The sequence below is a fragment of the uncultured Microbacterium sp. genome (assembly GCF_947488465.1).
GTDB lineage: Bacteria > Actinomycetota > Actinomycetes > Actinomycetales > Microbacteriaceae > Microbacterium.
Map to the genome: position 1 here is coordinate 251,431 of NZ_CANKZA010000001.1, position 25,157 is coordinate 276,587.

Below are 25,157 nucleotides of genomic sequence, written 5' to 3' on the forward strand. Positions count from 1 at the left end.
GCGCGTGTGTCCCGGCATCCGGGCGACCCTCAGGGAAGCCTGCGGTACGCTGAAGTGCGCATGTCTCGCGTTTTCCGCGGACAGCGATCGACTTTCTCTCCCCACTCGGCAAGGACACTTCCATGGCGCACGCCCTCCGTTCGGACCTCCGCAACGTCGCGATCGTCGCGCACGTCGACCACGGCAAGACCACGCTCGTCGACGCGATGCTGCGCCAGACCGGCTCTTTCGGCTCGCACGAGCACATGGAAGAGCGCGCGATGGACTCCAACGACCTCGAGCGTGAAAAGGGCATCACGATCCTCGCCAAGAACACGGCGATCACGTACAAGGGCAAGCACGCCGACGGCGAAGAGATCACCATCAACGTGATCGACACCCCGGGCCACGCCGACTTCGGTGGCGAGGTCGAACGCGGCCTGTCGATGGTCGACGGTGTCGTGCTCCTCGTCGACGCGAGTGAAGGTCCGCTTCCGCAGACCCGCTTTGTGCTGCGCAAGGCGCTCGAAGCGAAGCTCCCCGTCATCCTCCTGGTCAACAAGACCGACCGCCCCGACGCCCGCATCGCGGAGGTCGAAGAGGAAGCCCATGACCTGCTGCTGGGCCTGGCATCCGACCTTGTCGACGACGTGCCCGACCTCGACGTCGACGCGCTGCTCGACGTGCCCGTCGTCTACGCCTCCGGCCGCGCAGGTGCCGCCTCTGCCAACCGGCCCGAGAACGGCGCACTGCCCGACAACGACGACCTCGAGCCGCTGTTCGAGGCGATCCTCCAGCACGTGCCCGCGCCCTCCTACGACGACGAAGCGCCGCTGCAGGCCTGGGTCACGAACCTCGACTCCAGCCCGTTCCTCGGTCGCCTGGCACTCCTGCGCGTCTTCAACGGCACGCTGAAGAAGGGCCAGACGGTCGCCTGGGTGCGCGCCGACGGCACGACCAGCAACGCGCGGATCACCGAGCTGCTGAAGACCCGCGCGCTCGAGCGTTACCCCGCCGAGTCGGCAGGCCCCGGCGACATCGTCGCCATCGCCGGCTTCGAGAACATCACGATCGGTGAGACGATCGCCGACCCCGAGGACGTGCGCCCCCTCCCGGCGATCACGGTCGACGACCCGGCCATCTCGATGACGATCGGCACGAACACCTCGCCCCTCATGGGCAAGGTCAAGGGCCACAAGCTCACGGCGCGCATGGTCAAGGACCGCCTGGACAAGGAGCTCATCGGCAACGTCTCGCTCAAAGTCGTCGACATCGGACGCCCCGACGCGTGGGAAGTCCAGGGTCGCGGTGAGCTCGCGCTCGCCATCCTGGTGGAGAACATGCGTCGCGAGGGCTTCGAGCTCACCGTCGGAAAGCCCCAGGTGGTCACGAAGAAGATCGACGGCAAGACCTACGAGCCGTTCGAGCACCTGACGATCGACACTCCCGAAGAGCACCTGGGTGCGATCACGCAGCTCCTCGCGAACCGCAAGGGTCGCATGGAGAACATGACCAACCACGGCACCGGCTGGGTGCGGATGGAGTTCATCGTTCCGTCGCGCGGGCTCATCGGATTCCGCAGCGAGTTCCTGACCACGACCCGCGGCACGGGCATCGCCAACGCGATCTCGCACGGGTACGAGCCCTGGGCCGGTCAGATCACCACGCGTCAGAACGGTTCGATCGTCGCCGACCGGATGGGTGTCGTCACTCCGTTCGCGATCATCGGCCTGCAGGAGCGCATGTCGTTCTTCGTGCAGCCCACGCAGGAGGTCTACGAGGGCATGGTGGTCGGCGAGAACTCGCGCGCCGACGACATGGACGTGAACATCACGCGTGAGAAGAAGCTCACCAACATGCGCGCCGCGAGCTCGGACTCCTTCGAGTCGATGACGCCGCCGCGTCTGCTGACGCTCGAGGAGAGCCTCGAGTTCGCGCGCGACGACGAATGTGTCGAGGTGACGCCCGAGGTCGTCCGCATCCGCAAGGTCGAGCTCGACGCGACGGTCCGCGGACGCAACGCCTCGCGACTGAAGCGCCAGGACGCCAGCGCCTGACCCACCTCGCCTCCGCCGCGAGCCGCATAGTTCTGCGCGAGCCGACGAGATCCGTACGCAGGGATCTTGTCGGCTCGCGCGTGTCTTGTCGGCTCGCGGGGGTCGGGCGGGTGGAGGGGGTCAGGAGCGGAGGATGCTCGCCATCTTCTTGCCCCGCGCGACCTCGTCGACCAGCAGGTCGAGATAGCGGATCTTCTGCATGAGCGGATCGTCGATCTCCTGAACACGGATGCCGCAGATCACTCCGGTGATCAGCGGCGCGTTCGGGTTGAGGTTCGCCGCGGCGAAGAAGTCCTCGAACGTGGTGCCGTCGGCGAGGTGTGCCTCGAGTTCGGCGGGGGAGAACCCCGTGAGCCACCGCGTGACCTCGTCGACCTCGTCCTTCGTGTGGCCCTTGCGCTCAGCCTTGGCGACGTAGTGGACGTACACCGATGCGACGCTCATCCGGAAGATCCTGCTCATGCGAGCCAGAGTACCCGCCGACACTAAGCTCGGGCAGGTGAGTCAGGATGCCGCCGCGCGCCGCGCATGGCGCGATGGACTGGGCGTGGCGTTCGCGACGAGTGCGTACGGGATCTCCTTCGGTGCCCTCGCGGTGACCTCGGGCCTCGACATCTGGCAGACCTGTGTGCTCAGCCTCGTGATGTTCACCGGCGGCTCGCAGTTCGCCTTCGTCGGGGTGATCGGGGCCGGAGGCCTCGCCGCCGCGCCTGCCGCCATCGCCTCGGCCGGGCTCCTCGGGGTTCGAAATGTGGCGTACGGGCTCCGGATGGCGCCGGTCGTCGCCGGCGGCCCGCTCCGGCGTGTCGCGGCGATGCACTTCACGATCGACGAATCGACGGCCGTCGCACTCGCGCAGACGCATCCGCGCGCGCGGGCGATCGGCTTCTGGGTCACCGGGATCGGGATCTATGTCGGCTGGAACGTCTCCACCTTGGCGGGAGCATTGCTGGGCGATGTCCTGGGCGATCCGCGCGCGTACGGGCTCGACGCCGCCGCCGCCGCGGCGTTCCTCGCACTCCTGTGGCCGCGCCTACGTCAGCGACAGGCCATCGCGGTGGGCGTGGCCGCCGCGGTCATCGCCGCGGTGCTGACCCCCGCGATCATGCCCGGGCTCCCCGTACTCGTGGCTGCGCTCGTGGCGGTCATCGTCGGGTGGACCAACGGGCTCGGCGTCGCCTCATCGGTGCGCCCCGTGTCGGGCTTCGACGCCGAACCGGATGATCTTCCCGAGCGGGAGGGGCTGCCGTGACCCTCTGGACGGCGGTGCTGCTGGCATCCACACTCTGTCTGGCGCTGAAAACGCTGGGGTACCTGATTCCTCCGCGGTGGTTCGAAGCCCCGGCGCCGTCGCGGATCGTCGACCTGCTGACGGTCGCGTTGTTGGCCGCTCTCGTGGCCGTGCAGACCGTCGGCGCGGGTCAGGCGATCGTGATGGACGCCCGCGTACCCGCCCTCGTGGTCGCCGCGGGGCTCCTGATCGTCCGCGCCCCGTTCCTCCTCGTCGTGATCGCCGCCGCGGTCGTGGCGGCCCTCCTGCGTCTCTCGAACCTCGCCGCCTGATCCTGCCCGCGCCCTCGCCGAGACGGCACATCGCCGGTGAGACGGGACGCCTCGCATGTCGTCTCAGCGCGGATGCCGCGTCTCACGCGCGGTGTGGGTGGGCGCCTAGACTTCGGGGGTGGAGTTTTCTTGGGCACGCTTCGGGACATGGGCTGTCGCCCTCGTGATCGGCGTTGTCTACGGCGTCGCCGGCACGATCGGTCAGGCCGCATCGTGGGGATGGATGCCGCTCGGACTCCTCGTGGCCGTCATCGGGGTGGGCGCGCTCCTCGCGGCCGTCCGGCTGCTGACCGCAGACCGCTGGGCGGCGTTCGCGACGGCGATGGGCGTGATGACCGCGACCCTCGTGTTCTCGGGACGCGGTCCGGGGGGATCGGTCGTCGTGCCGGCGCCCGAGGAGGGGGCCCTGTCGACCGGGATCTTGTGGACCATTGCGGTTCCGATCATCGCCGCCGTCGTGATCGCATGGCCGTCGGTGCCCGCGCGAGCCGTCGCCGATGCGTCGGATGTTCCGGACACGCCCGAGGAGGGTCGGCCCACGATCTAGACTGGATGCGTGACGTATGTGATCGCGCTTCCGTGTGTGGATGTGAAAGACCGAGCCTGCATCGATGAATGTCCCGTCGACTGCATCTACGAGGGCGAGCGGTCGCTCTACATCCACCCCGACGAATGCGTCGACTGCGGTGCGTGTGAGCCGGTGTGTCCCGTCGAGGCCATCTACTACGAGGACGACCTCCCGAACGAGTGGCAGGACTACTACACCGCGAACGTCGAGTTCTTCGAAGACATCGGTTCGCCCGGCGGCGCCGCGAAGGTCGGCGTGATCGCGAAGGATCACCCCGTCATCTCGGCTCTGCCCCCGCAGTCGCACTGATGGCCGTTCGCGACCTCGACGACTACCCGTGGGATGCCGTCGCACCCTACGCCCAGACGGCCCGAGCGCACCCTGAGGGAATCGTCGATCTGTCGATCGGCTCACCCGTTGACCCGACGCCCGACGTTGTCGTCGAGGCGATCCGTACCGCGACCGATGCGCACGCATACCCGCAGACGGTCGGGACACTCGCCCTGCGGAAAGCGATTGTCGCCTGGTACGCGCGGCGGCGCGGTGTCTCCGGTCTGTCGGCCGACGACGTGCTGCCGACCGTCGGCTCCAAAGAACTCGTGGCGCTCTTGCCGCTCCTGCTCGACCTCACCGCGGGCGACATCGTCATCCACCCGCGCGCGGCGTATCCGACCTACGCGGTCGGCGCGAAGCTCGTCGGTGCGACACCCGTCGCATCCGACGATCCCGCGCAATGGCCCGAGGGGACGAAGCTCATCTGGCTGAACTCGCCGGGTAATCCCGATGGCCGCGTGCTCGGGGTGCGTGACTACCGCGTGGCCGTCGAGCGCGCACGCGAGCTCGGAGCCGTGATCGCATCGGACGAGTGCTACGCCGAACTCGGCTGGGATGGAGAGTGGGCCGCCGCGCCGGTCCCCAGCATCCTGGACCCGCGGGTCACGGACGGTGACATGTCGGGCTTGCTCTCGGTGTATTCGCTCAGCAAGCAGTCGAACCTCGCCGGCTATCGGGCGGCGTTCGTCGCGGGGGATGCCGGCCTCATCGCCCGACTGCTGACCGCCCGGAAGCACCTCGGACTCATGGTGCCCGGCCCCGTGCAAGCGGCGATGACCGCCGCGCTCGATGACGACGCGCACGTCCAGGCTCAAAAGGAGCGGTACCGAGCCCGCCGCGAGATGTTGCGTCCCGCGCTCGAGGCGGCGGGTTTCCGCATCGATCACTCCGAGGGTGGTCTCTACCTCTGGGCGACCGAGGGGGAGGACGCCTGGGTCAGCATGGGACGGCTCGCGGAGCGCGGCATCCTGGCTGGTCCGGGACACTTCTACGGCACACACTTCCCGCAGCACGTGCGGTTCTCGCTGACGGCGACCGACGAACGCATCGCCGAGGCGGCGCGACGACTCACCGATTCGTAGGCTTCCTCCTACCGAATCCGGCATCCTTTGGCTCGGATCGGAGTAGGCCCGAGGGGCCACTAGGCTGTAGGAACCCCCAAAGAACGCAAGGAGGCTTCGTGAGCGATACGGGAAACCCCCAGATGGCCACCGTCACCGTTGGTGACCGGACTGCCCAGCTGCCGATCCTGGCAGGTACCGAAGGGGTCCCGAGCGTCGACTTCTCGACCTTCACGAAGCAGACCGGTCACACCACTCTGGATTACGGCTTCGTCAACACCGCGGCGACCAGATCGGCGATCACCTACATCGATGGCGATGAGGGCATCCTCCGTTACCGCGGCTACCCGATCGAGCAACTCGCCAAGAGCAGCACGTATCTCGAGGTCGCCTGGCTCCTGCTCTACGGCAACCTGCCGACCGCCGACCAGCTCGGCGAATGGGACGACAAGATTCGTCACCACACGCTGCTCCACGAGGACCTCAAGCGCTTCTTCTCGTCGCTGCCGCACACGGCCCACCCGATGTCGGTGCTGTCTGCGGCCACCGCCGCGCTGTCGACCTACTACGAGGGTCAGTCCGACCCGAACAACCCCGAGCACGTCGAGCTCAACACGATTCGCCTGCTGGCAAAGCTCCCCGTGATCGCGGCCTACGCGCACAAGAAGAGCATCGGGCAGGCGTTCCTCTACCCCGACAACACGCTGAGCTTCGTCGACAATTTCTTGAAGCTCAACTTCGGCAACCTCGCCGAGGTCTACCAGGTCAACCCGGTCACCTCGCGCGCCCTCGAGCGGCTTCTGATCTTGCACGAAGACCACGAGCAGAACGCGTCGACCTCGACGGTGCGTTTGGTCGGATCGACGGGCGCCAATCAGTTCTCGTCGATCTCGGCGGGCATCAACGCGCTGTACGGACCACTGCACGGCGGTGCGAACGAGGCCGTTCTCGACATGTTGGCCCGCATCCGAGACTCCGGCGAAAGCGTCGAGCGCTTCGTCGAGCGCGTGAAGAACAAGGAAGACGGTGTGAAGCTGATGGGCTTCGGACACCGCGTCTACAAGAACTTCGACCCGCGCGCCAAGCTCGTCAAGGAGTCGGCCGACGAGGTGTTGACGGAGCTCGGGGTGCACGACCCGCTCCTCGACCTCGCGAAGGAACTCGAAGAGGTCGCGCTGAGCGACGACTACTTCCGGGAGCGCCGCCTGTATCCGAACGTCGACTTCTACACCGGCGTGATCTACAAGGCGATGGGCTTCCCGACGCGCATGTTCACGCCGCTGTTCGCGATCGGTCGTCTGCCGGGATGGCTCGCGCACTGGACCGAGATGCAGAACGACCCGCAGACGAAGATCGGCCGCCCGCAGCAGCTGTACATCGGCTCCGGCGCCCGGGACTACCCCGGCACGGTCTGACGCCCGGCGCGCAGCCGGCCCTCCGCACGGCGCGCTCTCTGCGCGCACGTGGCCTCTGCGCGCACCTGGGCTCTGCGCGCACCGCAGATTCGGACAATGTCATCAGATTCGGATGCGGGAGCGCTCCCGCATCCGAATCTGTTCACTCCGTCCGATTCCGGTCCCTCGATCCACATCCGGGGACGGCGGACGGTCCCTCGTTTCATGGCAGGATCGCGGAATGAGTGATGACCTCCTCGCCGGGCCCCGCGGACGCAGGATCTGTCTCGAGCTGGCGCGAGAGGTCGACGAGCGCGCGCGGCACGCGCTGTTCGAGCTGGAGTACAACGCGGATGTCGCCGCCGGGGCGTCGATCGTGCGCTTCGGGTGGACCGACGACGGCGGCACGTTCGAATCCCGCGGTCCGATGGACACAACGGCATCCACCGGCGACCTCGCCGCGCTCATCCGCTCGCTTCCGCCCGTCGAGCTGACCGCGCCCGTCATCGACGAAGCGCTGCGACGCTCGGTGGACTTCGCGCGGTACTGGCAGCCGCCCGACGGCGCCGACCTCGTGGCCGCCGATCCCGACGTCTGCGCCGCGCTCACCGCGATCGCGGCGCAGGTGACCTCCCATCCCGCGGCCGAGTGGTGGACGCGCGACCGGACCGAGAGACAGTGGGCCGTGGAGTTCGACTCCGCCGGAGACCTCTCGCCGTTCGCACTCCCGGTGGATGCCGCGGCGCGGTGGAGCGACTCGACCCGCGCCGAGGAGGAACAGGCGGCGCGGGAGCGGCCGACCGACCCGGCGGCGAACGTCAGCGGCCACTGGTGGTCGCACCCCTGGGGAGCGCCGCACACGACGGGGGAGCGCCCCGATGGAGTGCCCACCGGCATCCCGTACATCGAAGACGGCTTCGGCTGGACGCGTGCCGTCGCGATGCCGGTCGCGGGCACCGGCCGCACTTACGAGATCCGCTCCGAGCGCGACTGGGCGGAGCTCTGCCGCCGGTATCCCCTGGAAGTCACCGCGAGTCGCCGCCACGATTGGTATCGCACGACCGGACGGGCGGGCAGGTGGCTCTTGCCGGACTGGGGCCGCGTCGCCGGTGAGTGGGATGCCGTGCACCTCACCGCGTGGGCCTATCTGACCGCCGCGACCCGTGAGATCGTCGTCGACGACGAGTACTCCTCCGTCATCGGGGGCTGGGCGCCCGACGAGACGTACTGGCTCACCGGACTCGTCCGCCCGGGATCCGGGACGCACGTGGTGTGGACGGCCGAAGACCCGGTCGGCCCCTGGCGCCGCGAGGCGTAGCGGATTCGGACATTGTCACCAGATTCGGATGCGTGATGCCCTCGCCATCCGAATCCGCGGCATCCCTCCGAATCCGGTGCCCGAGGGGGAGCGCAGGGAGCCGACCTACCCGGCGGCGATGAGCTCTGCGGCGTAATCGGGCACGTAGTTCTGCGCCTCGCGCGGCGGACGCTCGTATCCCCCGGAAGCCGGGCGCGGCGGAATGTCGATCGGCTCCCGCTCGACCAGCTCGTACGGCACCTGGGACAGCAGATGGTGGATCATGTTGATCCGGCCGCGACGCTTGACCTCGTTGTCGACCTCGTGCCAGCGCGCCTCGGGGATGTCGGTGTGCACGAACATCGTGTCCTTCGCGCGGGAGTAGTCCTCCCACTTCGTGATCGAGAGGACATCATTGGGGGAGAGCTTCCACCGGCGCATGGGGTCGTCGTTACGCGAGCGGAATCGCTGCTCCTGCTCGACGTCGGAGACGCTGAACCAGTACTTCAGCAGAATGATGCCCTCTTCGACCAGCATCCGCTCGAAGATCGGGGCCTGGTGCAGGAACCGGTGATACTGCGCGTTCGTGCAATAGCCCATGACGTGCTCGACACCGGCCCGGTTGTACCAGGACCGGTCCATCAGCACGATCTCGCCCGCGGCGGGCAGGTGCGCGATGTAGCGCTGGAAGTACCACTCGGTCTTCTCGCGCTCCGTCGGAGTGGGCAGCGCGACGATGCGCGTGACGCGGGAGTTGAGATATTGGGAGACGCGACTGATGGTCGAGCCCTTGCCGGCGGCATCCCGGCCTTCGAAAATGACCACGACGCGTGCACCGGTCGCCTGCACCCAGGCCTGCATATCGACCAACTGCGCTTGGAGCGCGGTGATCTCCCGCTCGTAGAGTCTCTTGGGCATGCGCTTGCTCATCCGGTCAGCATACGGCTACGTCCGGATGCGCGCTTCGAAGGGGGTGGCGTGATGTGCTGCCTCGGCGTGGAGATCCGGGCGCATTGCGCCACCTTGTCCACGCGGACCGAAAGGAGGGGGCGCGATCTGTGGTCGCAGATGCCCACAGGGGGCGGATTGCGCCACCTCGTCAGGTGACACGGACGAATCCGGCTCAGGCGTGCAGGGCTTCGTTCAGTGTCACACCGGCGCCCGCACGCCGCACGGCTTCGATCGCGCCGCTCAGCGAGTTGCGACGGAACAGGATGCCGTTCTGCCCGGAGAGCTGAGCGCCCTTGACGACCGGGCGCGTGCCGTCATGGAGCGGCGGCTCGGACGGGAGGGAAATCTTCGAGCCGGCCGTGACGTACAGACCCGCCTCGACGACACAGTCATCGCCGAGCGAGATGCCGATACCGGCGTTCGCGCCGAGCAAAGTGCGCGACCCGATCGACACGCGATGCGCGCCGCCGCCGGAGAGGGTGCCCATGATCGAGGCGCCACCGCCGATGTCGCTGCCATCGCCCACGACGACTCCCTGCGAGATCCGCCCCTCGACCATCGAGGCACCGAGCGTCCCGGCGTTGAAGTTGACGAAACCCTCGTGCATCACGGTCGTTCCGGGAGCGAGGTGCGCGCCCAGGCGCACGCGCGACGCATCCGCGATACGCACGCCCTCCGGCGTGACGTAATCGGTCAGTCGCGGGAACTTGTCGAGGCTCTGCACCTGGATGCCGGCGCGCAGGAGGGCCCCGCGCAGACGGCGGAGGTCGTCCGGGTGCACGGGACCGGCGTTGGTCCATGCGACATTCGGCAGGTGCGCGAAGATGCCGGTGAGATTCAGCTCGTTCGGGGCGACGAGCAGGTGCGACAACGCATGCAACCGGAGATAAGCATCGCTCGTGCCGGTGGGCGCGGCATCCAGATCGATGTCGACGATCACGACCTCGGTGCGCACGGCGCGGCGTTCATCATCGCCGACGAGCGCGTCGAGCTGCGCTGTGTCGACCTCTTCGGGGGAGCGGCCGAGTGTCGGCTCCGGGAACCACGTATCCAACACGGTGCCGTCCTGCGACATCGTCGCCAGTCCCGCACCCCATACCCATCGCTGCTCAGTCACCCCACCAGGCTAGCGGGCGCGGCGGCTCGGTAGACTCGGGCCCATGCCTGCGCTGGATCTGACCTCATCGTCCGCCGACCTGACCCGCACGATCTGCGACATTCCGAGCGTTTCCGGTGACGAGAAGGTGCTGGCCGATCTCATCTTCGACGCCATGACGGCGCTTCCTCACCTCGAGGTCTTTCGCGACGGCGACACGATCGTCGCGCGCACTCAGCTCGGGCGCGCGCAGCGCGTCGTCATCGCGGGGCACATCGACACCGTGCCGATCAACGCGAACCTGCCGACGCGCGATGTCGTCATCGACGGGGAGCCGTACATCTGGGGGCGGGGCACGGTCGACATGAAGGCCGGCGTCGCGGTGCAGCTGAAACTGGCCGCTGAGCTCGTCGATCCCCGCGTCGACATCACCTGGATGTGGTACGACCACGAAGAGGTGGATGCCGACCTCAACGGCCTCACGCGTCTCGCGGCGACGCGGCCCGATCTGTTCGCCGGGGACTTCGCGATCCTGGGCGAGCCATCGAACGGGCAGGTCGAGGGCGGCTGCAACGGTAACCTCCGTGCCATCGTGCGCACACGCGGGGTCCGCTCGCACAGTGCGCGCTCGTGGATCGGCGAGAACGCGATCCACAAGGCTGCACCGATCCTCGCCCGGCTCGCGGAGTATCGGGCGAGCGAGATCGACGTCGAGGGTCTCGTCTATCGCGAAGGGCTCAATGCGGTCCGCATCACCGGGGGGATCGCCGGTAACGTCATCCCCGACCTGTGCGAGGTCGAGGTCAACTACCGGTTCGCGCCCAGCCGCACCGTGGACGAGGCATCCGATCACGTCCGCGAGGTGTTCGCGGGATATGACGTCGAGTTCGTCGATCGGGCCGCGGGCGCGCGACCGGGGCTCGACGCTCCGCTCGCGCAGGAGTTCGTGGCCGCGGTCGGCGCAGAGCCGCGACCGAAGTACGGGTGGACCGACGTCGCGCGCTTCTCGGCGATGGGCGTCCCTGCCGTGAATTACGGCCCCGGCGACCCGCATCTCGCACACCACGACGAGGAGCGCGTTCCGGTGGCGCAGATCGAGGACGTCGAACGCGGCCTGCGCGCGTGGCTGGGCAGGTGACCGCTCGCGCAGCGCGCGGTCGAGCTCCGGTCGCGCTGCGCGTGGCGATCGTCTACGTGATCGCCCGTCTCGTCACGACGGGGTTCTTGCTGATCGCCGCCGCGATCTCGGGCCCGGACTCGCGCTTCGGCGCCGACGCCACCCTGGGGTCACTGTCGATGGGGTGGGACTCGCAGTGGTACTGGCTCGTCGCAACCACGGGCTACCCGAGCACACTTCCGCTGGACGACGCCGGCAACGTCACCCAGAACACCTGGGCGTTCATGCCGATCTATCCTGCGCTGTCGCGGGCTCTGAGCGTGGTGCTCGGCGGTTCCTATCCGCTTGCCGCAGTCCTCCTCGCCCTGATCGCCGGATACGCGGCGTGCCTGGCGCTCTTCCACCTGCTGCGTGAGCGCATCGATGCCACCTCGGCGCTCTGGGCCGTGGCGCTATTCACCGCCGGCCCGCTGGGTGCGCTCTTTCAGATGGGGTATGCGGAGACCCTCTTTCTCGCTCTGCTCTTCCTGGCGCTCTGGGCGCTCGTGCGCCGGCGCTTCTTCTGGCTGTATGCCCTCATCCCGCTGATGGGATACACGCGACCCGGGGTCTTGGCGTTCGCGCTGCTGCTCGGTCTCTACGGGATCTTTCGCTGGTGGCGCCGGCGCGTCGACCCGTTGCCGGTGCGGGAGATCATCCACATCGTCGCGCTCGGCCTCGTGGCGACGGCGGTCGGCTTCTCCTGGCAGCTGATCGCAGGAGCGGTCACCGGTGATCCGTCGGCCTACATGGACACGGAGCTCTCGTGGCGGCAGGGCTGGACGGGAGACCGGGAGAGTGGCTTCGTCCCCTTCTCCGGCTTCATCCAGGCCGCCGCGATCTGGTTCCGCCTGTGGGGCCTGCCGGAAGCGCTCGGCTACCTCGCTCTCGCACTGGTCGTCCTCGCTGCTGGCGCGACGCTCCTCTTCTCCCGGCACGTGCGCCGGCTCGGGCCCGAGATCCGGCTGTGGTCGGCCAGCTACATGCTCTATCTGTTGGCGGTGTTCTTTCCGCAGTCGAGCATCTTCCGCTTGCTGATGCCGCTGGCGCCGCTGTACGGAGCTCTGGCACTCCCGAGGTCGACGACGTGGCGCGTCAGCATGCTGATTCTCGGTCTCGTGGGGCAGGGGTGGTGGATCCACCAGATGCTCGCGCTCGGCAACACCTACGCGCAGATCCCCTGACGTGCACGGCGGGAGCGGTCCCGTGAGCGTCGGGTGTCTCCAGGACCGGGTAAAGTTGTCCAGTAGTACTCTGACGAAAGGGAGCCCGCAATGGCAGCCATGAAGCCGCGCACCGGAGACGGACCGATGGAGGCCGTGAAGGAGGGGCGCCTCATCATCGTGCGCGTCCCGCTAGAAGGTGGCGGACGCCTGGTCGTGTCGGTCAACGACGACGAGGCCAAAGAACTCCACGGCGTCCTTGCCGGGGTCGTCGGCGCAGCCTGACCCCGCATCGCCGAAACGGCCGGTCCTGACGGACCGGCCGTTCGTCGTTTCCGCTTCAGATGACGCGGGGATCCCGCGGTGCGTGTCAGCGACTGCCGGTGGTCGTCAACTGCAAGAGTCCCTCGCCCACGATCGACAGGGCGCCGAGGACCGCGGGGGAGGACTGCGTCTCCTGGATCAGGGAGCGATAGGCGTTCGTCTGGGCATCGCGGCGAACCGGGTCGGCGACCGCGCCGCCCGCGAGAACCCGCGGGACCAGGACGGTGCCGCCGGCGCGGACGAGGCGAAGTCCGTGCTCGACGTACTCGATGACGCCCTCCGCGTCAGCGTCGACGAGGACGATGTCATACGACGCTTCGTTCATGCGAGGAAGGACATCCGCCGCACGGCCGGTGATGAAACGCGCGCGCGCGGGCGGGATCTTCGCATCGGCAAACGCGACGCGAGCAGCGGCGAGGTGCTCGGGTTCTTTGTCGATCGTCGTGAGCGTCGCCCGCGGGGAGCCATGCAGAAGCCACAAACCGGATACTCCGCCGCCGGTGCCGATCTCGACGATGTTGAGAGCTGCGGTCGTGGCGGCCAGCACAGCGATCTGCGCGCCGACGGGTGCGCTGATCGGGTCGGCGCCGAGCTCGACGGCATGCGCGCGCGCACGCGCGATCGACTCGGGCTCTGTCGTCACTTCATCGACGAACCTGCGGATCGCGTCGTACTCGGCCATAGTGGTCCTCCTCTGCCAGCGTACGGTGCGGTGGGTCAACCCTGCGCCAGGCGCACGGGTAATCTGGACCCATGTTCTTCGGGATCGACGGGGACAAGCTCCTGCTCATCGCGATCGTCGCGGTGCTCCTTGTTGGCCCCGAACGCCTCCCCAGGTACGCCGAAGCTTTGGGACGATTCACTGTTCGCGCGCGCGAATGGCTCGGCGGAGCCAAGACCCGCGTGAAAGAGGAAATGGGCGAAGACTTCGACGACATCGAGTGGCGAAAGCTCGATCCGCGTCAGTACGATCCACGCCGGATCATCCGCGACGCCCTGCTGGAGGATGCTCCCGTCCCGACCGTCCAGGCAGCCGCGGCGGGCGCGGCGATCGCCGCCACATCGCCGACGATGCCGATGACGACGATGGATCGCACGCTTCCGGTGCCCTTCGACTCCGAAGCCACCTGACCGGGAGCTCAGGCGAGGGTGACCGGAAGCGCGCGCCCGGCGAGGCCGCGCGCGGCGCGCGCCAGCTGATCGGCCACCGCGCTGATCGCCTGCGCCGCCGCGTCTTCCGGCGCGCTGACGACGACGGGCGCTCCGGTGTCGCCGCCGGAGCGGAGGGCGATGCTCAGCGGGATCGAGCCGAGCAGGGGCACGGCGGCTCCGTCGGTCGACAGCGCTGCGGCGACGGTCTGACCGCCGCCTGATCCGAAGAGATCGAGCGTGCTGCCGTCGGGAAGAGCGAGGGCCGCCATGTTCTCGATGACGCCGATGACACGCTGACCCGTTTGGCGCGCGACGAGCCCGCTGCGAACGGCGACATCGGCGGCCGCGACCTGCGGCGTCGTGACGACGAGGACCTCCGCGTGCGGCAGGAGTTGGCCGACCGAGATCGCGACGTCACCCGTGCCCGGGGGCATGTCGATCAACAGAACGTCGAGATCGCCGAAGAACACATCGGTGAGGAATTGCTGCACGGTGCGGTGCAGCATCGGGCCACGCCAGGCGACGGCGGATGCCGCCTGATCCCGCGGCAGGAACATCCCGATCGAGATCGTCTTCACGCCGTGCGCGACCGGCGGCAGCATCAGGTCGTCGATGCGTGTCGGCTGTGGGGGGAGGCCGTCGGGTTCGATCAAACCAAGGAGCGCCGGGATCGAGAATCCGTGCACGTCGGCGTCGATGAGGCCCACAGCGAGGCCGCGCGCCGCCAGGGCGACGGCCAGATTCGCGGTGACGGTGGACTTCCCGACACCGCCCTTTCCGCTCGTGACCGCGATGACACGGGTGAGCGAGTCCGGCCCGAAGGGCATCTCGCGACCGCGCCCGCCGCGGAGCCGTTCGGTGAGAGCGGCACGCTCGGCCGGGGTCATGACCCCGATGGTCAATTCGACCTCGGAGACGCCCTCGACCGATGCCGCGGCATCCCGGACATCTCGGGCGATGCGATCGGCCGCCGGGCACCCGACGATCGTCAGCGCCACTTCGACATGGGCGGTCGTGCCCTCGACCTCGACCGTGCGAATCATGTCGAGCTCAGACAGGGGACGGCGTAGCTCGGGGTCGGTGACAGCGCCGACGGCGCCCCGCACCGCATCGGTGAGGGTCATGAGTCGCCGCGTTCCTCGCGCTCGTCGAGGTGCTCCAGAAGTGCGCGCAGCTCTTGGCGGAGCATGTCACGCGTCATGACCTGCTCGGTCATGTCGGTGAGGGCCATGCGCAGCGCGACGACTTCCCGCGCGAGATATTCGGTGTCGGCGAGGTTGCGCTCGGCGCGTTGACGATCCTGCTCGATCTGCACGCGGTCGCGGTCGTCCTGACGGTTCTGCGCGAGGAGGATGAGGGGCGCGGCGTACGATGCCTGCAAGGACAGCATGAGTGTGAGCGCCGTGAACCCGAGGGCCGCGTCGTCGAAGCGCACGGAGTCCGGCGCCATCGTGTTCCACGTGATCCAGGCCACGCAGAACAGCGACAGGATCAGCAGGAATGTCGGCGTGCCCATCGCGCGGGCGATCCACTCGGTGAACCGGCCGAAGCGGTCCCGCGACGGCTGGGGTGTGCGGGGAGTGCGAGCCAGGACGCTGGAGCGACCGCGCGGGTCTTCGAGCGTGACCTTCGAGGCCCGCGCCATCATCGCCGCACCCCCGCGGGCGTCACGTCGGTGTCATCGCCGTCGTGCGAACGCCAGTCCTCGGGCAGCAGATAGTCGAGCACGTCATCGACACTCACCGCGCCGACGAGGCGGTGGGCTTGATCGATGACCGGCAGGGAGACGAGGTTGTAGCTGGCCAGCATCCGCGCGACCTCCGCCGCGGATGCCGTCGCCGCCACAGCGTCGATCGTGTCGTCGATGATCGCGCCGAGGCGCTCGTGCGGCGGATAGCGCAGCATCCGCTGGAAGTGCACGGTGCCGAGCAACCGCCCGGTCGGCGTCTCGTAGGGCGGGAGCGTGACGAACACGGCTGCCGCGAGGGCCGGATGCAGCTCGTGTCGCCGGATGAGGGCGAGCGCCTCGGCGACGGTCGCGTCGGCCGAGAGCACGATCGGCTCGCTCGTCATGAGGCCGCCAGCCGTGTCGGGGCTGTACTGCAGAAGTGCCCGGACATCCTCGGCCTCTTCGGGCTCCATGAGCTCGAGCAATTCTTCGCGCTGGTCCTCGGAGAGCTGCGCGAGCACGTCGGCCGCGTCGTCGGGCTCCATCTGATCGAGGATGTCGGCGGCGCGCTCGTCGCCCAGCGCCTCGAGAATGTGGACTTGGTCGTCTTCCGGCATCTCCTCGAGAGCATCGGCGAGGCGCCCGTCGGAGAGTTCTTCCGCCACCTCGAGCAGACGCTCGTCGGGCAGATCGAGCAGAGTGTTGGCAAGGTCGGCCGGCTTGAGCTCGGAATAGGTGGCCACGAGTTGCTCTGCCGACTGCGCCTGTCCGGGGGACTGCTCCTCACGGACGTCCGACCAGGCAGCAAACGTCGTCGGCCCCTTCGCGAACGGAGTCGCGCTCGTCTTGGGCTTGCGGAGGAACAGCTGACCGATGTCCCACTCACCGAGTCGACTGCGCTCGATCGCGACGTCCTCGATGACGGCGTGGCCGGAGCCGTCGCGGAAGTAGACCTTGCGGCCGAGGAGCTCTGCCATGACACGCACCTCGCCACCGCGCGGCTGGAAGCGGCGCACGTTGATCAACCCGGTCGTGATGACCTGGCCCGTCGCGATCGAGGTGACCCGACCGATCGAAAGGAAGACGTTGCGGCGGCCGGGAATCTCCACGACGAGCCCGACCACCCGCGGCGGATCGTCCTTGCGGTAGATGACGACGACATCCCGGACCTTGCCGAGCCGGTCGCCCGCGGGGTCGAAAACGGTGCAGCCGGTCAGGCGTGCCACGAAAACCCTCTGCGTACTCACGTCTCCAGCGTAGTGCGCGCGCTCTCCCGTGGCCCGGCCACTGGCGGTGTCGGGCGTGCGTGACAAGATGGATCAATGAGCATGATCGGCGGCACCCCGCAGGAGCACGGCGAGAAGATCGCCGAGCACGCGACCTACCAGGGCGCTCAGAAGAGCGTGTCGCAGCTGATCGAGGCCGACATTCCGGCGAAAGACATCGCGATCGTCGGTCGTGGCCTGCGATCCGTCGAAAGCGTGACGGGTCGACTGGGGTACGCCGCAGCCGCCCGCTCGGGCGCGATCAACGGCATCCTGCTCGGCCTGCTGTTCTCGGCGATCTTCGTGCTCGGCACCCCGAACGCTGCCATTCAACTGTTCGTCGGCGTCATGCTCGTTGGCATCGCGGTCGGCATGCTGCTGAGCATCATCACGTACACGCTTGTGCGCCGCCGCCGCGATTACACGTCGATCACGCAGGTCATCGCCGATCAGTACGAGGTGACGGTGCTTCCGCGGTCGATTCAGCGAGCTCGAGAGATCATCGGTCGGCCGATGCCGCCGCAGACATCTGGTCTTCCCGCACCGGCCGTGCCGCCGGCATCCGAACAGCCGGAGTACGGTGAGCGGGCCCGTCCCGTCGCCCCGCCGCAGTACGGTGAGCGGGTGGACCCGGCCGCACCGCCCGTCGGGGAGCGCGTAGACCCCGCTCCCGAACCGGTTGTGCCGGAACGTGTTGATCCGCTGCCCCCGCCGCAGTACGGTGAGCGCGTCGATCCGGCACCGCAGCCGCCTGCCGTTCCGCCCGGGGAGGGTGCGGACGAGCAGTCCCGGTGATGATCGAGGTCTCCGTGCCGTCGGGGACGGTCGAGGTCTCCATCGCGCTCGACGCTCCCGCACATCCCTGGGCCGCGCTCGCGCTCGCGCATGGCGCGGGAGCCGGGATGGATCATCCGTTCCTCCGGGGAGCGGCCGAGGCCTTCGCCGCCGAGGGGGTCGCGGTGCTGCGTTTCATGTTCCCGTATCGAGAAGCGGGCAGACGGATGCCGGGGCCCGCGGCGCACGCCGTCGCGACGTGGGTGGCGGCGATGGCTGCCGTTGCGGCACACGTGCCCGGTGTCCCGTCATTCGCGGCGGGGAAGTCCTACGGCGGACGGATGGCTTCGATGGCCGCCGCCGAGGGTGCGATCAGTCCGGCGGGGCTCATCTATCTGGGGTATCCGTTTCATCCGCCGGGCAAGCCGGAGGCCTCGCGCGCCGAGCACCTGCCTCTTATTTCTGTGCCGCAACTCTTCGTCGAGGGTACGAACGATCCGTTCATCCAGCCGATCGCGCAGTTCGAGGCCGCAGTCGCGACGTGTCAGGATGCCGCCGTGCTCTGGACCGCCGGCGGCGGACACTCCTTCGACGTGAAAGGTGCCCGCCGTGCGCCGGAGGCCATCGGTGCCGACATCGCGGGGTCCGTCATCCCGTGGCTCCGTGCGCGTGTGTAACCTGCCGGGGAGGGGCGGTCAGCGGGCGAGGCGGGCGATCCAGGCCTCGACCTCGTCGGCTGTGCGCGGGATGCCGGCCGAGAGGTTCTCGGGGCCGGCCGCGGTCATCAGGATGTCGTCCTCGATGCGCGCACCGATCCCGCGATACTCCTCGGGCACCGTGAGATCGTCGATCTGGAAGTACAGCCCCGGCTCGATCGTGAAGACCATTCCGGGCTCCAGGATGCCGTCGTAGTACATGTCACGCCGCGCCTGCGCGCAGTCGTGCACGTCGATCCCCAGGTGATGGGAGGTGCCGTGCACCATGTAGCGGCGGTGCTGACCGCCGCGGTCGGCTTCCAGGGCTTCCTCCGCGCTCACCGGGAGCAGGCCCCACTCGGCGACGCGCGTGGCGATGACACGCATCGCCGCTTCGTGGACCGTGCGGAACTTCACTCCGGGGACGGCGGCGGCGAAGGCGGCGTCGGCCGCTTCGCGCACGGTCTCATAGATCTTGCGCTGCACCTCGGTGAAGGTGCCCGACACGGGAAGAGTGCGGGTGATATCGGCGGTGTACAGGCTGTCGACCTCGACACCGGCATCCACCAGGATCAGATCGCCGGGCACAACCGCACCGTCGTTGCGGGTCCAGTGCAGGTAGCAGGCGTGGGGTCCGGAGGCGGCGATCGTGTCGTAGCCTTCGCCGTTGCCTTCCGTGCGCGCGCGGTGGTGGAACACGCCTTCGACGGCGCGCTCACCGCGCGGCGTCGCGATGATGCGGGGGAGGTCGCTGACGATGTCGTCGAATCCACGTGCGGTGACCTCGACGGCCAGTCGCATCTGCTCGATCTCGTACGCATCTTTGACAAGGCGGAGTTCGGAGACGAACCGTCCGAGCTCGGCGTCGTCATCGGCGGCGCGGTCGCCGTCGGTAGCGGTGAAATCATCCAGGTGCGCGGTGGCCACGCCGAGGTCCTGCGCGACATCCTCCATTGCGGGGCGCGGGCCGATCCAGAACTCGCCCACCGTCGCATCGGCGTAGAACTCGGTCGTGGTGCGGTCGGCTCGATCACGCAGGTGCAGAGTCACGTCGTGACCGGATGCCGTCGGCTCGAAGACGAGCACCGAACCGGGCAGGCTATCGCTGGCCCACCCGGTGAGATGCGCGAACGCGGAGTGCGCGCGGAACGGATAGTCGGTGTCGTTGGAGCGCTGCTTGAGTGATCCCGCCGGGAACACGAGGCGCTCACCGGGGAATGCTGCCGAGACGGCGTCGCGCCGTGCCGCGGTGTAGGCAGCCTGTGCGCGTGGGGGCGGAGACTGCTCGGGACGCTCGGCCCATCCGGTGGAGATCGTGTCGAGGAAGCCCTGCGGGAAAGGCTGCTTCCGATTGGTGTTCTCCGCGGGGATGGTCTCGGTACTGGTCTCGGCGATCGTGTCGCTTTCGCTCGTGCTCATGGCATCCAGTCTCTCAGGTCGCGACATTCGTGTCGCTATGCGGCGGGTTCGAGCTGCACGACGAGGGGGCGATGATCGCTCCCGCTGTCATCGAGCGACGTGAGGATGACCGAGCCGGTCGCCACCCAGCCCGAGGTCGACATGACGTGGTCGATCGGGGTGCCGAGCAGTGACGGCACGCTCGTCGACCAGGTTCCGACTCCGCCCGTCCCGCTGCGGGCTGAGCCATCGTGGCACCGCCCCAGATCGGCACCGGCGACACCCAGATGCGCCATGTGGTCGAGGGTCGCGTTGAAATCACCGGCCATGATCACGTTCTCGGTCGCGCACTGATCGGCCAGCCATTGCAGGTCGCTGCGCCACTCGTCCATGTAGGCAGCGCGGGGCGCCACGGCATGGACGGCGACGACGATCGGTCCCTCGCCGTCCACCGGCATGGCGACCACACTGGGCACCTCTGAGGTGTTCGTCGTTCCGTCGACGGTGGACTCGACGACGGCATAGTCGCCGAGGTCGGGGGAGATGAGCAGGCTGGTCCAGTTCGCGTCCCATCCCTCGTAATTCTCGTTGTGGACCCACATCGGTGCCCCGAGCTCGCGCATCGCGACGGCGACAGCGACGCCCACCTCCTCGGTGGTCTCGGGTAGCGAGACGATGTCGGCCTGCATGGCGACGGCAGTGCGCGCGATCGTGTTGGCGTCCGCGGCGGCACCGGCAGTGTTCCAGGTCATGACGCGCACGCTGGCGTCGGTCGTCTCGGGGAGACCCCCCGCACCCAGGCCGCGCGAGAACAGGATGCCGCCGCCCACGGCGGCTCCGATGAAGACGATCGCGGCCATCGTGCCGGCGAATGCGCGGAGCGGTCGGGCCAGGCACAACAGGAGCAAGAGCACGCCGGCTGCCGTGAGGAGGAGGATGGTGACGGCCCGCAAGGACACGATCTGCGCGATCGGAAACGTCCGCTCGAGGCGGAAGAACTGGGGCCACGTGAGGATCGCGACGACGATGGCCGTGAGCACGGTGATCAGAAGTCCCAGCAGGCGAAGCACGTCGGCGACTCTATGTCAGCAGGCTGAGAGAAGGGCGGATACCGGGCCCGACGCCAGTACGCTCGGAGCATGGTGGATGAACGCTTTCGCGGCGCACAGGCGTTCGCGGGTCCGAGCGATCTGCACCTGCACTCGGATCATTCCGACGGCACCGAACCGCCCGCCGAAGTGATGGCCGCCGCCCACCGGGAGGGCCTGCGCACCGTCGCGCTGACCGACCATGACACGACATCGGGATGGGCCGAAGCGGCCGAGGCTGCGGGCTCGCTCGGGATGACATTGCTTCCCGGGATGGAGTTGTCCGCGCGGCACGAATGGCGCAGTGTCCACGTGCTGGGCTACCTGTTCGATCCGGATGATGCGGGCCTCCGCGCGCTCACCGACCGCATCCGCACGGCGCGACTCACTCGTGCCCGCACGATGGCCGATCGTATCGGTCGGGATTACGACCTGACGTGGGAGGACATCCTCGCCCAGACCGCCGACGGCGCCACGGTGGGCCGGCCCCACCTCGCCGATGCACTCGTGGCGAAAGGGCACGTGCGCGATCGTGGCGAGGCGTTCGCGGGCATCCTTCATCCCGGCAGTGACTATTACATGGCGCTCTATGCGCCGGATCCGGTGACGGCGGTCGCAGCGATCGTCGGCGCTGGCGGAGTTCCGATCGTCGCGCATCCAGCCGGGCGCGCGGGTCTTCTGCCGCCGGCTCTTGTCGACAGGATGCTGGAGGCGGGTCTCGCCGGGTTCGAACTCGGCCATCGCGAAAATGAAGAACCTGCGCTGTCGCAGCTGCGCCGGCTCGTCGTCGCGCGCGACCTCATCGTGACGGGCTCAAGTGATTACCACGGTCGCGGCAAGCCGAACGTGCCGGGGGAGAACACCACCGCAGACGACATGGTCGCCCGCATCATCGCCCGTGCACCAGGAAGCGCCCCCGTCCGCCCCTGAGGGCGATCTGACGGATGTCGTCGTCCTGCGCGGCGCGGTAGTGCGAGGCGGCCGCAACCTGGCGCTCGCTCATGCCGCGGCCGCGGGCAATGAGGGAGATGAGCGCCGTGACGATCGGGAAGAAGATCCAGACCGCCTTCCAACCGCCGCCGAGCGTGGTGTCACGGAAAATATCGCCGATGATCGCGAACAGCGCGAACAGGTACGAGATGAAGATGAAGGCCCACAGGAACCACGCGACGATCAGGCGCCCGCGATGGGCGCTCCTGCTCCACCCGATCCACCGCGACGGCGACGACGGCGACGCGCGGGCGCGGGCTTGCCGTCGTGGTGCTCTTTGCCGGCTCCGTCGTGGGTGCCCGCTCCGTCTGCTCCGCGTTCGGCGGTGGTGTTCGTCCCGGCGGGGGCGGATCCCGCATCCGACTGCTCGGTGAAGCTCGTGCCGACCGGTTCCTGTCCTCCGCGGCGACGGCGGCGACGGGTGGTCCCGGCCTCCGTGCCCTCGGCGGCGACGTCGGTGGCGCGCGCCGGGCGCTGCGTGCGCACGGCAGCGGTTTTCGGCGCCGTCGCGATTCGCCCCTTCGTCCCGGCGGGGATGTCGAGATCGGTGTAGAGGTGCGGGCTGGAGGAGTAGGTCTCGACCGGTTCCGGTTGACCGAAATCGAGCGCCCGGTTGATGAGCGCCCACTTGTGCAGGTCGTCCCAGTCGACGAACGTCACCGCGATGCCGGTGTTGCCGGCGCGACCGGTGCGACCGACGCGGTGGAGGTAGGTCTTCTCGTCTTCGGGAATGGTGTGGTTGATCACGTGGGTGACGTCGTTCACATCGATGCCGCGCGCGGCGACGTCGGTCGCGATCAGGACGTCTTTCTTGCCCGCTTTGAAGGCCGCCATCGAGCGTTCGCGGCTCTCCTGACTCATGTCGCCGTGCACGGCGCCCGCGCTGAATCCGCGGTCACTGAGCTCGTCGACCAGCTTCTGCGCGGCGCGCTTGGTGCGGGTGAAGATCACGGCCTTGCCGCGGCCCTCGGACTGCAGGATGCGGGCGATGACCTCATCCTTGTCGAGCGAGTGCGCACGGTAGACGAGGTGACGGATGTTGGCCTGCGTGAGGCCCTCATCGGGGTCATTGGCCCGCATGTGGATCGGGTTCGTCATGAAGCGGCGCGCGAGGGCGACGATAGGCCCGGGCATCGTCGCGGAGAACAGTTGCGTGTGGCGCACCTGTGCGACCTTCTGGAAGATCTTCTCGATGTCGGCGAGGAACCCGAGGTCGAGCATCTTGTCGGCTTCATCCAGGACCACCTCGGTCGCGTTGGAGAGGTCGAGGAGTCGCTGGTTGTTCAGATCGATGAGGCGTCCCGGGGTGCCGACGACGATCTGCGCTCCGGCTTTGAGCTGTTCGATCTGACCCTCGTAGGCCTTGCCGCCGTAGATCGCCACGACGCTCGTGGCGCGGTTCTGCGTCAGCATGTCGATGTCTTCGTAGACCTGGACGCAGAGTTCGCGGGTCGGGACGACGATCAGCGCCTTGACTCCGGGTTCCGGGTTGAGCCCGAGTCGCTGAACGACGGGGATGCCGAAACCGAAGGTCTTGCCGGTTCCGGTCTTGGCCTGGCCGATGATGTCCTGGCCGGGAAGACCGAGCGGAATCGTCTGCTCCTGGATCGGGAACGCGTCCACGATGCCCTTTGCCGCGAGTGCATCGACGATGTCCTGGTCGACGCCGAGTTCGGCGAAAGTCGTCATACTGTCATGCCTGTCTGGCGGTGAGAAGCCGCCGGTGAAGAGATCCACGCCCTTCACTCAGCCACAGGCGCGGTGGCCCCGATCCGTCGCCGGGACGGCATCAGCCTACCCGAGCGCGCCGGGCCGTCCCGGGAATGGAGGGCGGTGGCGTTTATGCTGTCCTCGTGGTGACCTGGCCCTGGCAGCGCGATCGCGCCGCCGCTCGAACATTGAAGCTCCGCTCGCGTGGGGACTTCGGCGACGTCAGTCGCGTCGATTTCGAAGAGCTCGCGCCCGACATCGACACGTTCCTCGGACAGGCCGCCTACCTGCAGCTCGGTTACTTCGAGACGCTGAGTCAGTTGATCGCGCCGACTCCGGAGCTCTCCCACAAAGAGTCACTGTCGCGGGCAGCCGGTGCGGCGCTGATCAAGCACCGAGGCCTGGTGTCACTCATCCGCGACCGACACGACGACCCGCTGGAGATCATGCTCCCGTTCCGGGAGCCGTTGGATGCGTTCCGTCGCGAGACCCACGGAGCCAGACCGCTCGAGACGATGCTCACCGTGCACATCACCGCGGGGATGCTCGACGACTTCTATCTCGCCCTGGCGGCCAGCTACGGCGCTACCGGCGAGCGTGCGGCTGAGATCCTCCGGGCCGATGATGATCGTCAGGCACTCACGCAGATCATCGCCGATGCGATCGCGTCGGACCCCGAGTGGAAGTCGCTGCTGGCCTTGTGGGGGCGGCGGCTGGTCGGCGACACGCTTCTCATCGCGCGGGGTGCGCTTCGTCCGCAGACGCTGGATGCCGCCGAAGAAAAGAAAGTGGATCCGGTCTTCACCGGACTGCTCGCGGCACATTCGCGGCGGATGGCCGCGATCGGGCTCGACGCCTGATCAGGCGATCTTCAGCCGCAGGCGCTCGTTCGCGTCGTGGGTGGCGCGGGTGCGGGTGAGAACGCTCAGCACGAGCGGAACCACGACCGCCGGCACGACGATCGACAGAACCCAGATCCACGGGTTGTCGGTACCGATGCCCGCCCAGGTGAGGACGAGCCAGGTGATTCCGCTGACGGCGGCGCCGAGGGTCGGCGCCAGCGCGACACCGCGGGCGTCGCGCCCGGGCTGCAGGAAGTGCAGGACGCCGCCGATGGTCGCTCCGAAGATGAAGCCGAGCAGGATCTCCACGCCGGAGCCGCTCAGGCGACGAAGCCCACGCGGCGGGACTCTTCGGTCCCGACCTCGATGAATGCGATCCCGGCCGTCGGCACGATGTAGGAGTTGCCCTTCACATCGGTGAAGGTGACAGCTGCGGTGCCGCCCTCGATCGCCGCCGTCACGGACGCCTTGACGGAGTCGGCCGATTCTGCCGACTCGAAACTGAGCTCGCGAGCGGTGTTCGCAATGCCGATGCGGATCTCCACGGTGGTGCCACGTCCTTCTTGCCGATGGGGGAGCCCGCGGGAGCGGGCGCATCTCGACTCTACGACACGGCGCCGACCGACCGGCCG

General features: G+C 68.2%; 28 protein-coding genes. 16 read left to right on the forward strand and 12 right to left on the reverse strand.

Translation table 11 applies throughout. The annotated features are described in order from the left end of the window. Nucleotides 1-122: 122 nt before the first annotated feature. Nucleotides 123-2,036 (forward strand): translational GTPase TypA, encoded by a 1,914-nt coding sequence (gene typA, locus Q0653_RS01165; RefSeq protein ID WP_298942002.1) that lies wholly within the window; start codon nt 123-125, stop codon nt 2,034-2,036. Between the two features lie 120 nt (nt 2,037-2,156). On the opposite strand, the gene Q0653_RS01170 is transcribed toward typA, so the two are convergent. Continuing rightward, nucleotides 2,157-2,498 (reverse strand): DUF2200 domain-containing protein, encoded by a 342-nt coding sequence (locus tag Q0653_RS01170; protein ID WP_298741733.1) that lies wholly within the window; start codon nt 2,496-2,498, stop codon nt 2,157-2,159. Between Q0653_RS01170 and Q0653_RS01175 the strand changes: the two genes are divergently transcribed. The 7 genes from Q0653_RS01175 to Q0653_RS01205 all read left to right on the forward strand — a co-directional run bounded on the left by Q0653_RS01175 (nt 2,497) and on the right by Q0653_RS01205 (nt 8,273). Then, the gene (locus Q0653_RS01175; protein WP_298942005.1) at nt 2,497-3,288 is read left to right on the forward strand and encodes an AzlC family ABC transporter permease; all 792 of its coding nucleotides are present in this window, start codon (nt 2,497-2,499) and stop codon (nt 3,286-3,288) included. The genes Q0653_RS01170 and Q0653_RS01175 overlap by 2 nt on opposite strands. Beyond that, a complete protein-coding gene (locus Q0653_RS01180; protein ID WP_298942007.1) occupies nt 3,285-3,599 on the forward strand; it encodes an AzlD domain-containing protein in 315 nt (104 codons plus the stop codon). The genes Q0653_RS01175 and Q0653_RS01180 overlap by 4 nt, the downstream gene beginning before the upstream one ends. Before the next feature lie 118 nt (nt 3,600-3,717). Next, a complete protein-coding gene (locus tag Q0653_RS01185) occupies nt 3,718-4,146 on the forward strand; it encodes a histidinol dehydrogenase (RefSeq protein ID WP_298942009.1) in 429 nt (142 codons plus the stop codon). Between the two features lie 9 nt (nt 4,147-4,155). Then, on the forward strand, nt 4,156-4,476 hold the full coding sequence (gene fdxA / locus Q0653_RS01190; protein WP_298741725.1) for a ferredoxin: 321 nt from the start codon (nt 4,156-4,158) through the stop codon (nt 4,474-4,476). Then, on the forward strand, nt 4,476-5,582 hold the full coding sequence (dapC, locus tag Q0653_RS01195; RefSeq protein WP_298942011.1) for a succinyldiaminopimelate transaminase: 1,107 nt from the start codon (nt 4,476-4,478) through the stop codon (nt 5,580-5,582). The genes fdxA and dapC overlap by 1 nt, the downstream gene beginning before the upstream one ends. A gap of 98 nt (nt 5,583-5,680) precedes the next feature. After that, on the forward strand, nt 5,681-6,976 hold the full coding sequence (locus Q0653_RS01200) for a citrate synthase (RefSeq protein WP_298741720.1): 1,296 nt from the start codon (nt 5,681-5,683) through the stop codon (nt 6,974-6,976). Nucleotides 6,977-7,196: 220 nt separating this feature from the next. After that, entirely contained in the window at nt 7,197-8,273 is a 1,077-nt protein-coding gene (locus Q0653_RS01205) for a hypothetical protein (protein WP_298942012.1), read from the forward strand. 105 nt (nt 8,274-8,378) lie between these two features. Here Q0653_RS01205 and ppk2 read toward each other — a convergent pair whose 3' ends face one another. Together ppk2 and dapD are read right to left on the reverse strand one after the other, a co-directional pair. Beyond that, nucleotides 8,379-9,170 (reverse strand): polyphosphate kinase 2, encoded by a 792-nt coding sequence (ppk2, locus tag Q0653_RS01210; protein WP_298942014.1) that lies wholly within the window; start codon nt 9,168-9,170, stop codon nt 8,379-8,381. A 205-nt stretch (nt 9,171-9,375) separates the two neighbouring features. Further along, nucleotides 9,376-10,320 (reverse strand): 2,3,4,5-tetrahydropyridine-2,6-dicarboxylate N-succinyltransferase, encoded by a 945-nt coding sequence (gene dapD, locus Q0653_RS01215; RefSeq protein WP_298942016.1) that lies wholly within the window; start codon nt 10,318-10,320, stop codon nt 9,376-9,378. 43 nt (nt 10,321-10,363) lie between these two features. Between dapD and dapE the strand changes: the two genes are divergently transcribed. The 3 genes from dapE to Q0653_RS01230 all read left to right on the forward strand — a co-directional run bounded on the left by dapE (nt 10,364) and on the right by Q0653_RS01230 (nt 12,903). Further along, complete coding sequence (dapE, locus tag Q0653_RS01220; protein ID WP_298942018.1) at nt 10,364-11,437, forward strand: succinyl-diaminopimelate desuccinylase; 1,074 nt, start codon at nt 10,364-10,366, stop codon at nt 11,435-11,437. Next, the gene (locus tag Q0653_RS01225) at nt 11,434-12,639 is read left to right on the forward strand and encodes a hypothetical protein (RefSeq protein WP_298942020.1); all 1,206 of its coding nucleotides are present in this window, start codon (nt 11,434-11,436) and stop codon (nt 12,637-12,639) included. Before dapE ends, Q0653_RS01225 begins: the two co-directional genes overlap by 4 nt. 90 nt (nt 12,640-12,729) lie before the next feature. Continuing rightward, entirely contained in the window at nt 12,730-12,903 is a 174-nt protein-coding gene (locus Q0653_RS01230) for a DUF3117 domain-containing protein (RefSeq protein ID WP_261605945.1), read from the forward strand. Nucleotides 12,904-12,988: 85 nt separating this feature from the next. Here Q0653_RS01230 and Q0653_RS01235 read toward each other — a convergent pair whose 3' ends face one another. Further along, nucleotides 12,989-13,624 carry a class I SAM-dependent methyltransferase gene (locus tag Q0653_RS01235; protein WP_298741709.1) on the reverse strand — a complete coding sequence of 212 codons (636 nt, stop codon included), beginning with the start codon at nt 13,622-13,624 and terminating at the stop codon, nt 12,989-12,991. Nucleotides 13,625-13,695: 71 nt separating this feature from the next. Between Q0653_RS01235 and Q0653_RS01240 the strand changes: the two genes are divergently transcribed. Then, entirely contained in the window at nt 13,696-14,073 is a 378-nt protein-coding gene (locus Q0653_RS01240; protein ID WP_298741707.1) for a twin-arginine translocase TatA/TatE family subunit, read from the forward strand. An 8-nt stretch (nt 14,074-14,081) separates the two neighbouring features. Here Q0653_RS01240 and Q0653_RS01245 read toward each other — a convergent pair whose 3' ends face one another. The 3 genes from Q0653_RS01245 to Q0653_RS01255 are packed head-to-tail and all read right to left on the reverse strand — an operon-like array spanning nt 14,082 to nt 17,010. Beyond that, nucleotides 14,082-15,218, reverse strand: a complete 1,137-nt coding sequence (locus Q0653_RS01245; RefSeq protein WP_298942023.1) for an Mrp/NBP35 family ATP-binding protein — start codon at nt 15,216-15,218, stop codon at nt 14,082-14,084. Then, a complete protein-coding gene (locus Q0653_RS01250; protein ID WP_298741941.1) occupies nt 15,215-15,739 on the reverse strand; it encodes a DUF1003 domain-containing protein in 525 nt (174 codons plus the stop codon). Before Q0653_RS01250 ends, Q0653_RS01245 begins: the two co-directional genes overlap by 4 nt. Then, nucleotides 15,739-17,010: a CBS domain-containing protein gene (locus tag Q0653_RS01255; RefSeq protein ID WP_298942027.1), complete on the reverse strand. Its 1,272-nt coding sequence runs from the start codon at nt 17,008-17,010 to the stop codon at nt 15,739-15,741. The genes Q0653_RS01250 and Q0653_RS01255 overlap by 1 nt, the downstream gene beginning before the upstream one ends. Before the next feature lie 75 nt (nt 17,011-17,085). Here Q0653_RS01255 and Q0653_RS01260 point away from each other — a divergent pair, with 75 nt between their 5' ends. Continuing rightward, nucleotides 17,086-17,823: a general stress protein gene (locus Q0653_RS01260; protein WP_298741701.1), complete on the forward strand. Its 738-nt coding sequence runs from the start codon at nt 17,086-17,088 to the stop codon at nt 17,821-17,823. Then, on the forward strand, nt 17,823-18,479 hold the full coding sequence (locus tag Q0653_RS01265) for an alpha/beta family hydrolase (protein ID WP_298942030.1): 657 nt from the start codon (nt 17,823-17,825) through the stop codon (nt 18,477-18,479). The genes Q0653_RS01260 and Q0653_RS01265 overlap by 1 nt, the downstream gene beginning before the upstream one ends. Nucleotides 18,480-18,497: 18 nt before the next feature. Here Q0653_RS01265 and Q0653_RS01270 read toward each other — a convergent pair whose 3' ends face one another. Both Q0653_RS01270 and Q0653_RS01275 read right to left on the reverse strand, forming a co-directional pair. After that, nucleotides 18,498-19,916: an aminopeptidase P family protein gene (locus Q0653_RS01270; RefSeq protein ID WP_298942032.1), complete on the reverse strand. Its 1,419-nt coding sequence runs from the start codon at nt 19,914-19,916 to the stop codon at nt 18,498-18,500. A gap of 35 nt (nt 19,917-19,951) precedes the next feature. After that, nucleotides 19,952-20,965 carry an endonuclease/exonuclease/phosphatase family protein gene (locus tag Q0653_RS01275; protein ID WP_298942034.1) on the reverse strand — a complete coding sequence of 338 codons (1,014 nt, stop codon included), beginning with the start codon at nt 20,963-20,965 and terminating at the stop codon, nt 19,952-19,954. A 69-nt stretch (nt 20,966-21,034) separates the two neighbouring features. Between Q0653_RS01275 and Q0653_RS01280 the strand changes: the two genes are divergently transcribed. Then, on the forward strand, nt 21,035-21,913 hold the full coding sequence (locus tag Q0653_RS01280; RefSeq protein ID WP_298942036.1) for a PHP domain-containing protein: 879 nt from the start codon (nt 21,035-21,037) through the stop codon (nt 21,911-21,913). A gap of 243 nt (nt 21,914-22,156) precedes the next feature. Here Q0653_RS01280 and Q0653_RS01290 read toward each other — a convergent pair whose 3' ends face one another. After that, nucleotides 22,157-23,662 carry a DEAD/DEAH box helicase gene (locus Q0653_RS01290; protein WP_298942038.1) on the reverse strand — a complete coding sequence of 502 codons (1,506 nt, stop codon included), beginning with the start codon at nt 23,660-23,662 and terminating at the stop codon, nt 22,157-22,159. A 164-nt stretch (nt 23,663-23,826) separates the two neighbouring features. On the opposite strand from Q0653_RS01290, the gene Q0653_RS01295 reads away from it, so the two are divergent. Further along, nucleotides 23,827-24,543, forward strand: a complete 717-nt coding sequence (locus tag Q0653_RS01295; RefSeq protein WP_298741689.1) for a ferritin-like fold-containing protein — start codon at nt 23,827-23,829, stop codon at nt 24,541-24,543. Here the strand turns inward: Q0653_RS01295 and Q0653_RS01300 are convergent, their stop codons facing one another. Both Q0653_RS01300 and Q0653_RS01305 read right to left on the reverse strand, forming a co-directional pair. Then, a complete protein-coding gene (locus Q0653_RS01300) occupies nt 24,544-24,834 on the reverse strand; it encodes a hypothetical protein (RefSeq protein ID WP_298741687.1) in 291 nt (96 codons plus the stop codon). An 11-nt stretch (nt 24,835-24,845) separates the two neighbouring features. After that, nucleotides 24,846-25,070, reverse strand: coding sequence for a DUF3107 domain-containing protein (locus tag Q0653_RS01305; RefSeq protein WP_298942041.1), 225 nt, complete (start codon nt 25,068-25,070; stop codon nt 24,846-24,848). Nucleotides 25,071-25,157 lie beyond the last annotated feature (87 nt).

Coding starts and splice junctions, on each gene's coding strand:
- typA (WP_298942002.1), top strand. CDS start 123: ATGGCGCACGCCCTCCGTTCGGACCTCCGCAACGTCGCGATCGTCGCG.
- Q0653_RS01175 (WP_298942005.1), top strand. CDS start 2,497: ATGCGAGCCAGAGTACCCGCCGACACTAAGCTCGGGCAGGTGAGTCAG.
- Q0653_RS01170 (WP_298741733.1), bottom strand. CDS start 2,498: ATGAGCAGGATCTTCCGGATGAGCGTCGCATCGGTGTACGTCCACTAC.
- dapC (WP_298942011.1), top strand. CDS start 4,476: ATGGCCGTTCGCGACCTCGACGACTACCCGTGGGATGCCGTCGCACCC.
- Q0653_RS01205 (WP_298942012.1), top strand. CDS start 7,197: ATGAGTGATGACCTCCTCGCCGGGCCCCGCGGACGCAGGATCTGTCTC.
- ppk2 (WP_298942014.1), bottom strand. CDS start 9,170: ATGCCCAAGAGACTCTACGAGCGGGAGATCACCGCGCTCCAAGCGCAG.
- dapE (WP_298942018.1), top strand. CDS start 10,364: ATGCCTGCGCTGGATCTGACCTCATCGTCCGCCGACCTGACCCGCACG.
- Q0653_RS01230 (WP_261605945.1), top strand. CDS start 12,730: ATGGCAGCCATGAAGCCGCGCACCGGAGACGGACCGATGGAGGCCGTG.
- Q0653_RS01235 (WP_298741709.1), bottom strand. CDS start 13,624: ATGGCCGAGTACGACGCGATCCGCAGGTTCGTCGATGAAGTGACGACA.
- Q0653_RS01240 (WP_298741707.1), top strand. CDS start 13,696: ATGTTCTTCGGGATCGACGGGGACAAGCTCCTGCTCATCGCGATCGTC.
- Q0653_RS01245 (WP_298942023.1), bottom strand. CDS start 15,218: ATGACCCTCACCGATGCGGTGCGGGGCGCCGTCGGCGCTGTCACCGAC.
- Q0653_RS01250 (WP_298741941.1), bottom strand. CDS start 15,739: ATGGCGCGGGCCTCGAAGGTCACGCTCGAAGACCCGCGCGGTCGCTCC.
- Q0653_RS01260 (WP_298741701.1), top strand. CDS start 17,086: ATGAGCATGATCGGCGGCACCCCGCAGGAGCACGGCGAGAAGATCGCC.
- Q0653_RS01265 (WP_298942030.1), top strand. CDS start 17,823: ATGATCGAGGTCTCCGTGCCGTCGGGGACGGTCGAGGTCTCCATCGCG.
- Q0653_RS01270 (WP_298942032.1), bottom strand. CDS start 19,916: ATGAGCACGAGCGAAAGCGACACGATCGCCGAGACCAGTACCGAGACC.
- Q0653_RS01280 (WP_298942036.1), top strand. CDS start 21,035: ATGGTGGATGAACGCTTTCGCGGCGCACAGGCGTTCGCGGGTCCGAGC.
- Q0653_RS01290 (WP_298942038.1), bottom strand. CDS start 23,662: ATGACGACTTTCGCCGAACTCGGCGTCGACCAGGACATCGTCGATGCA.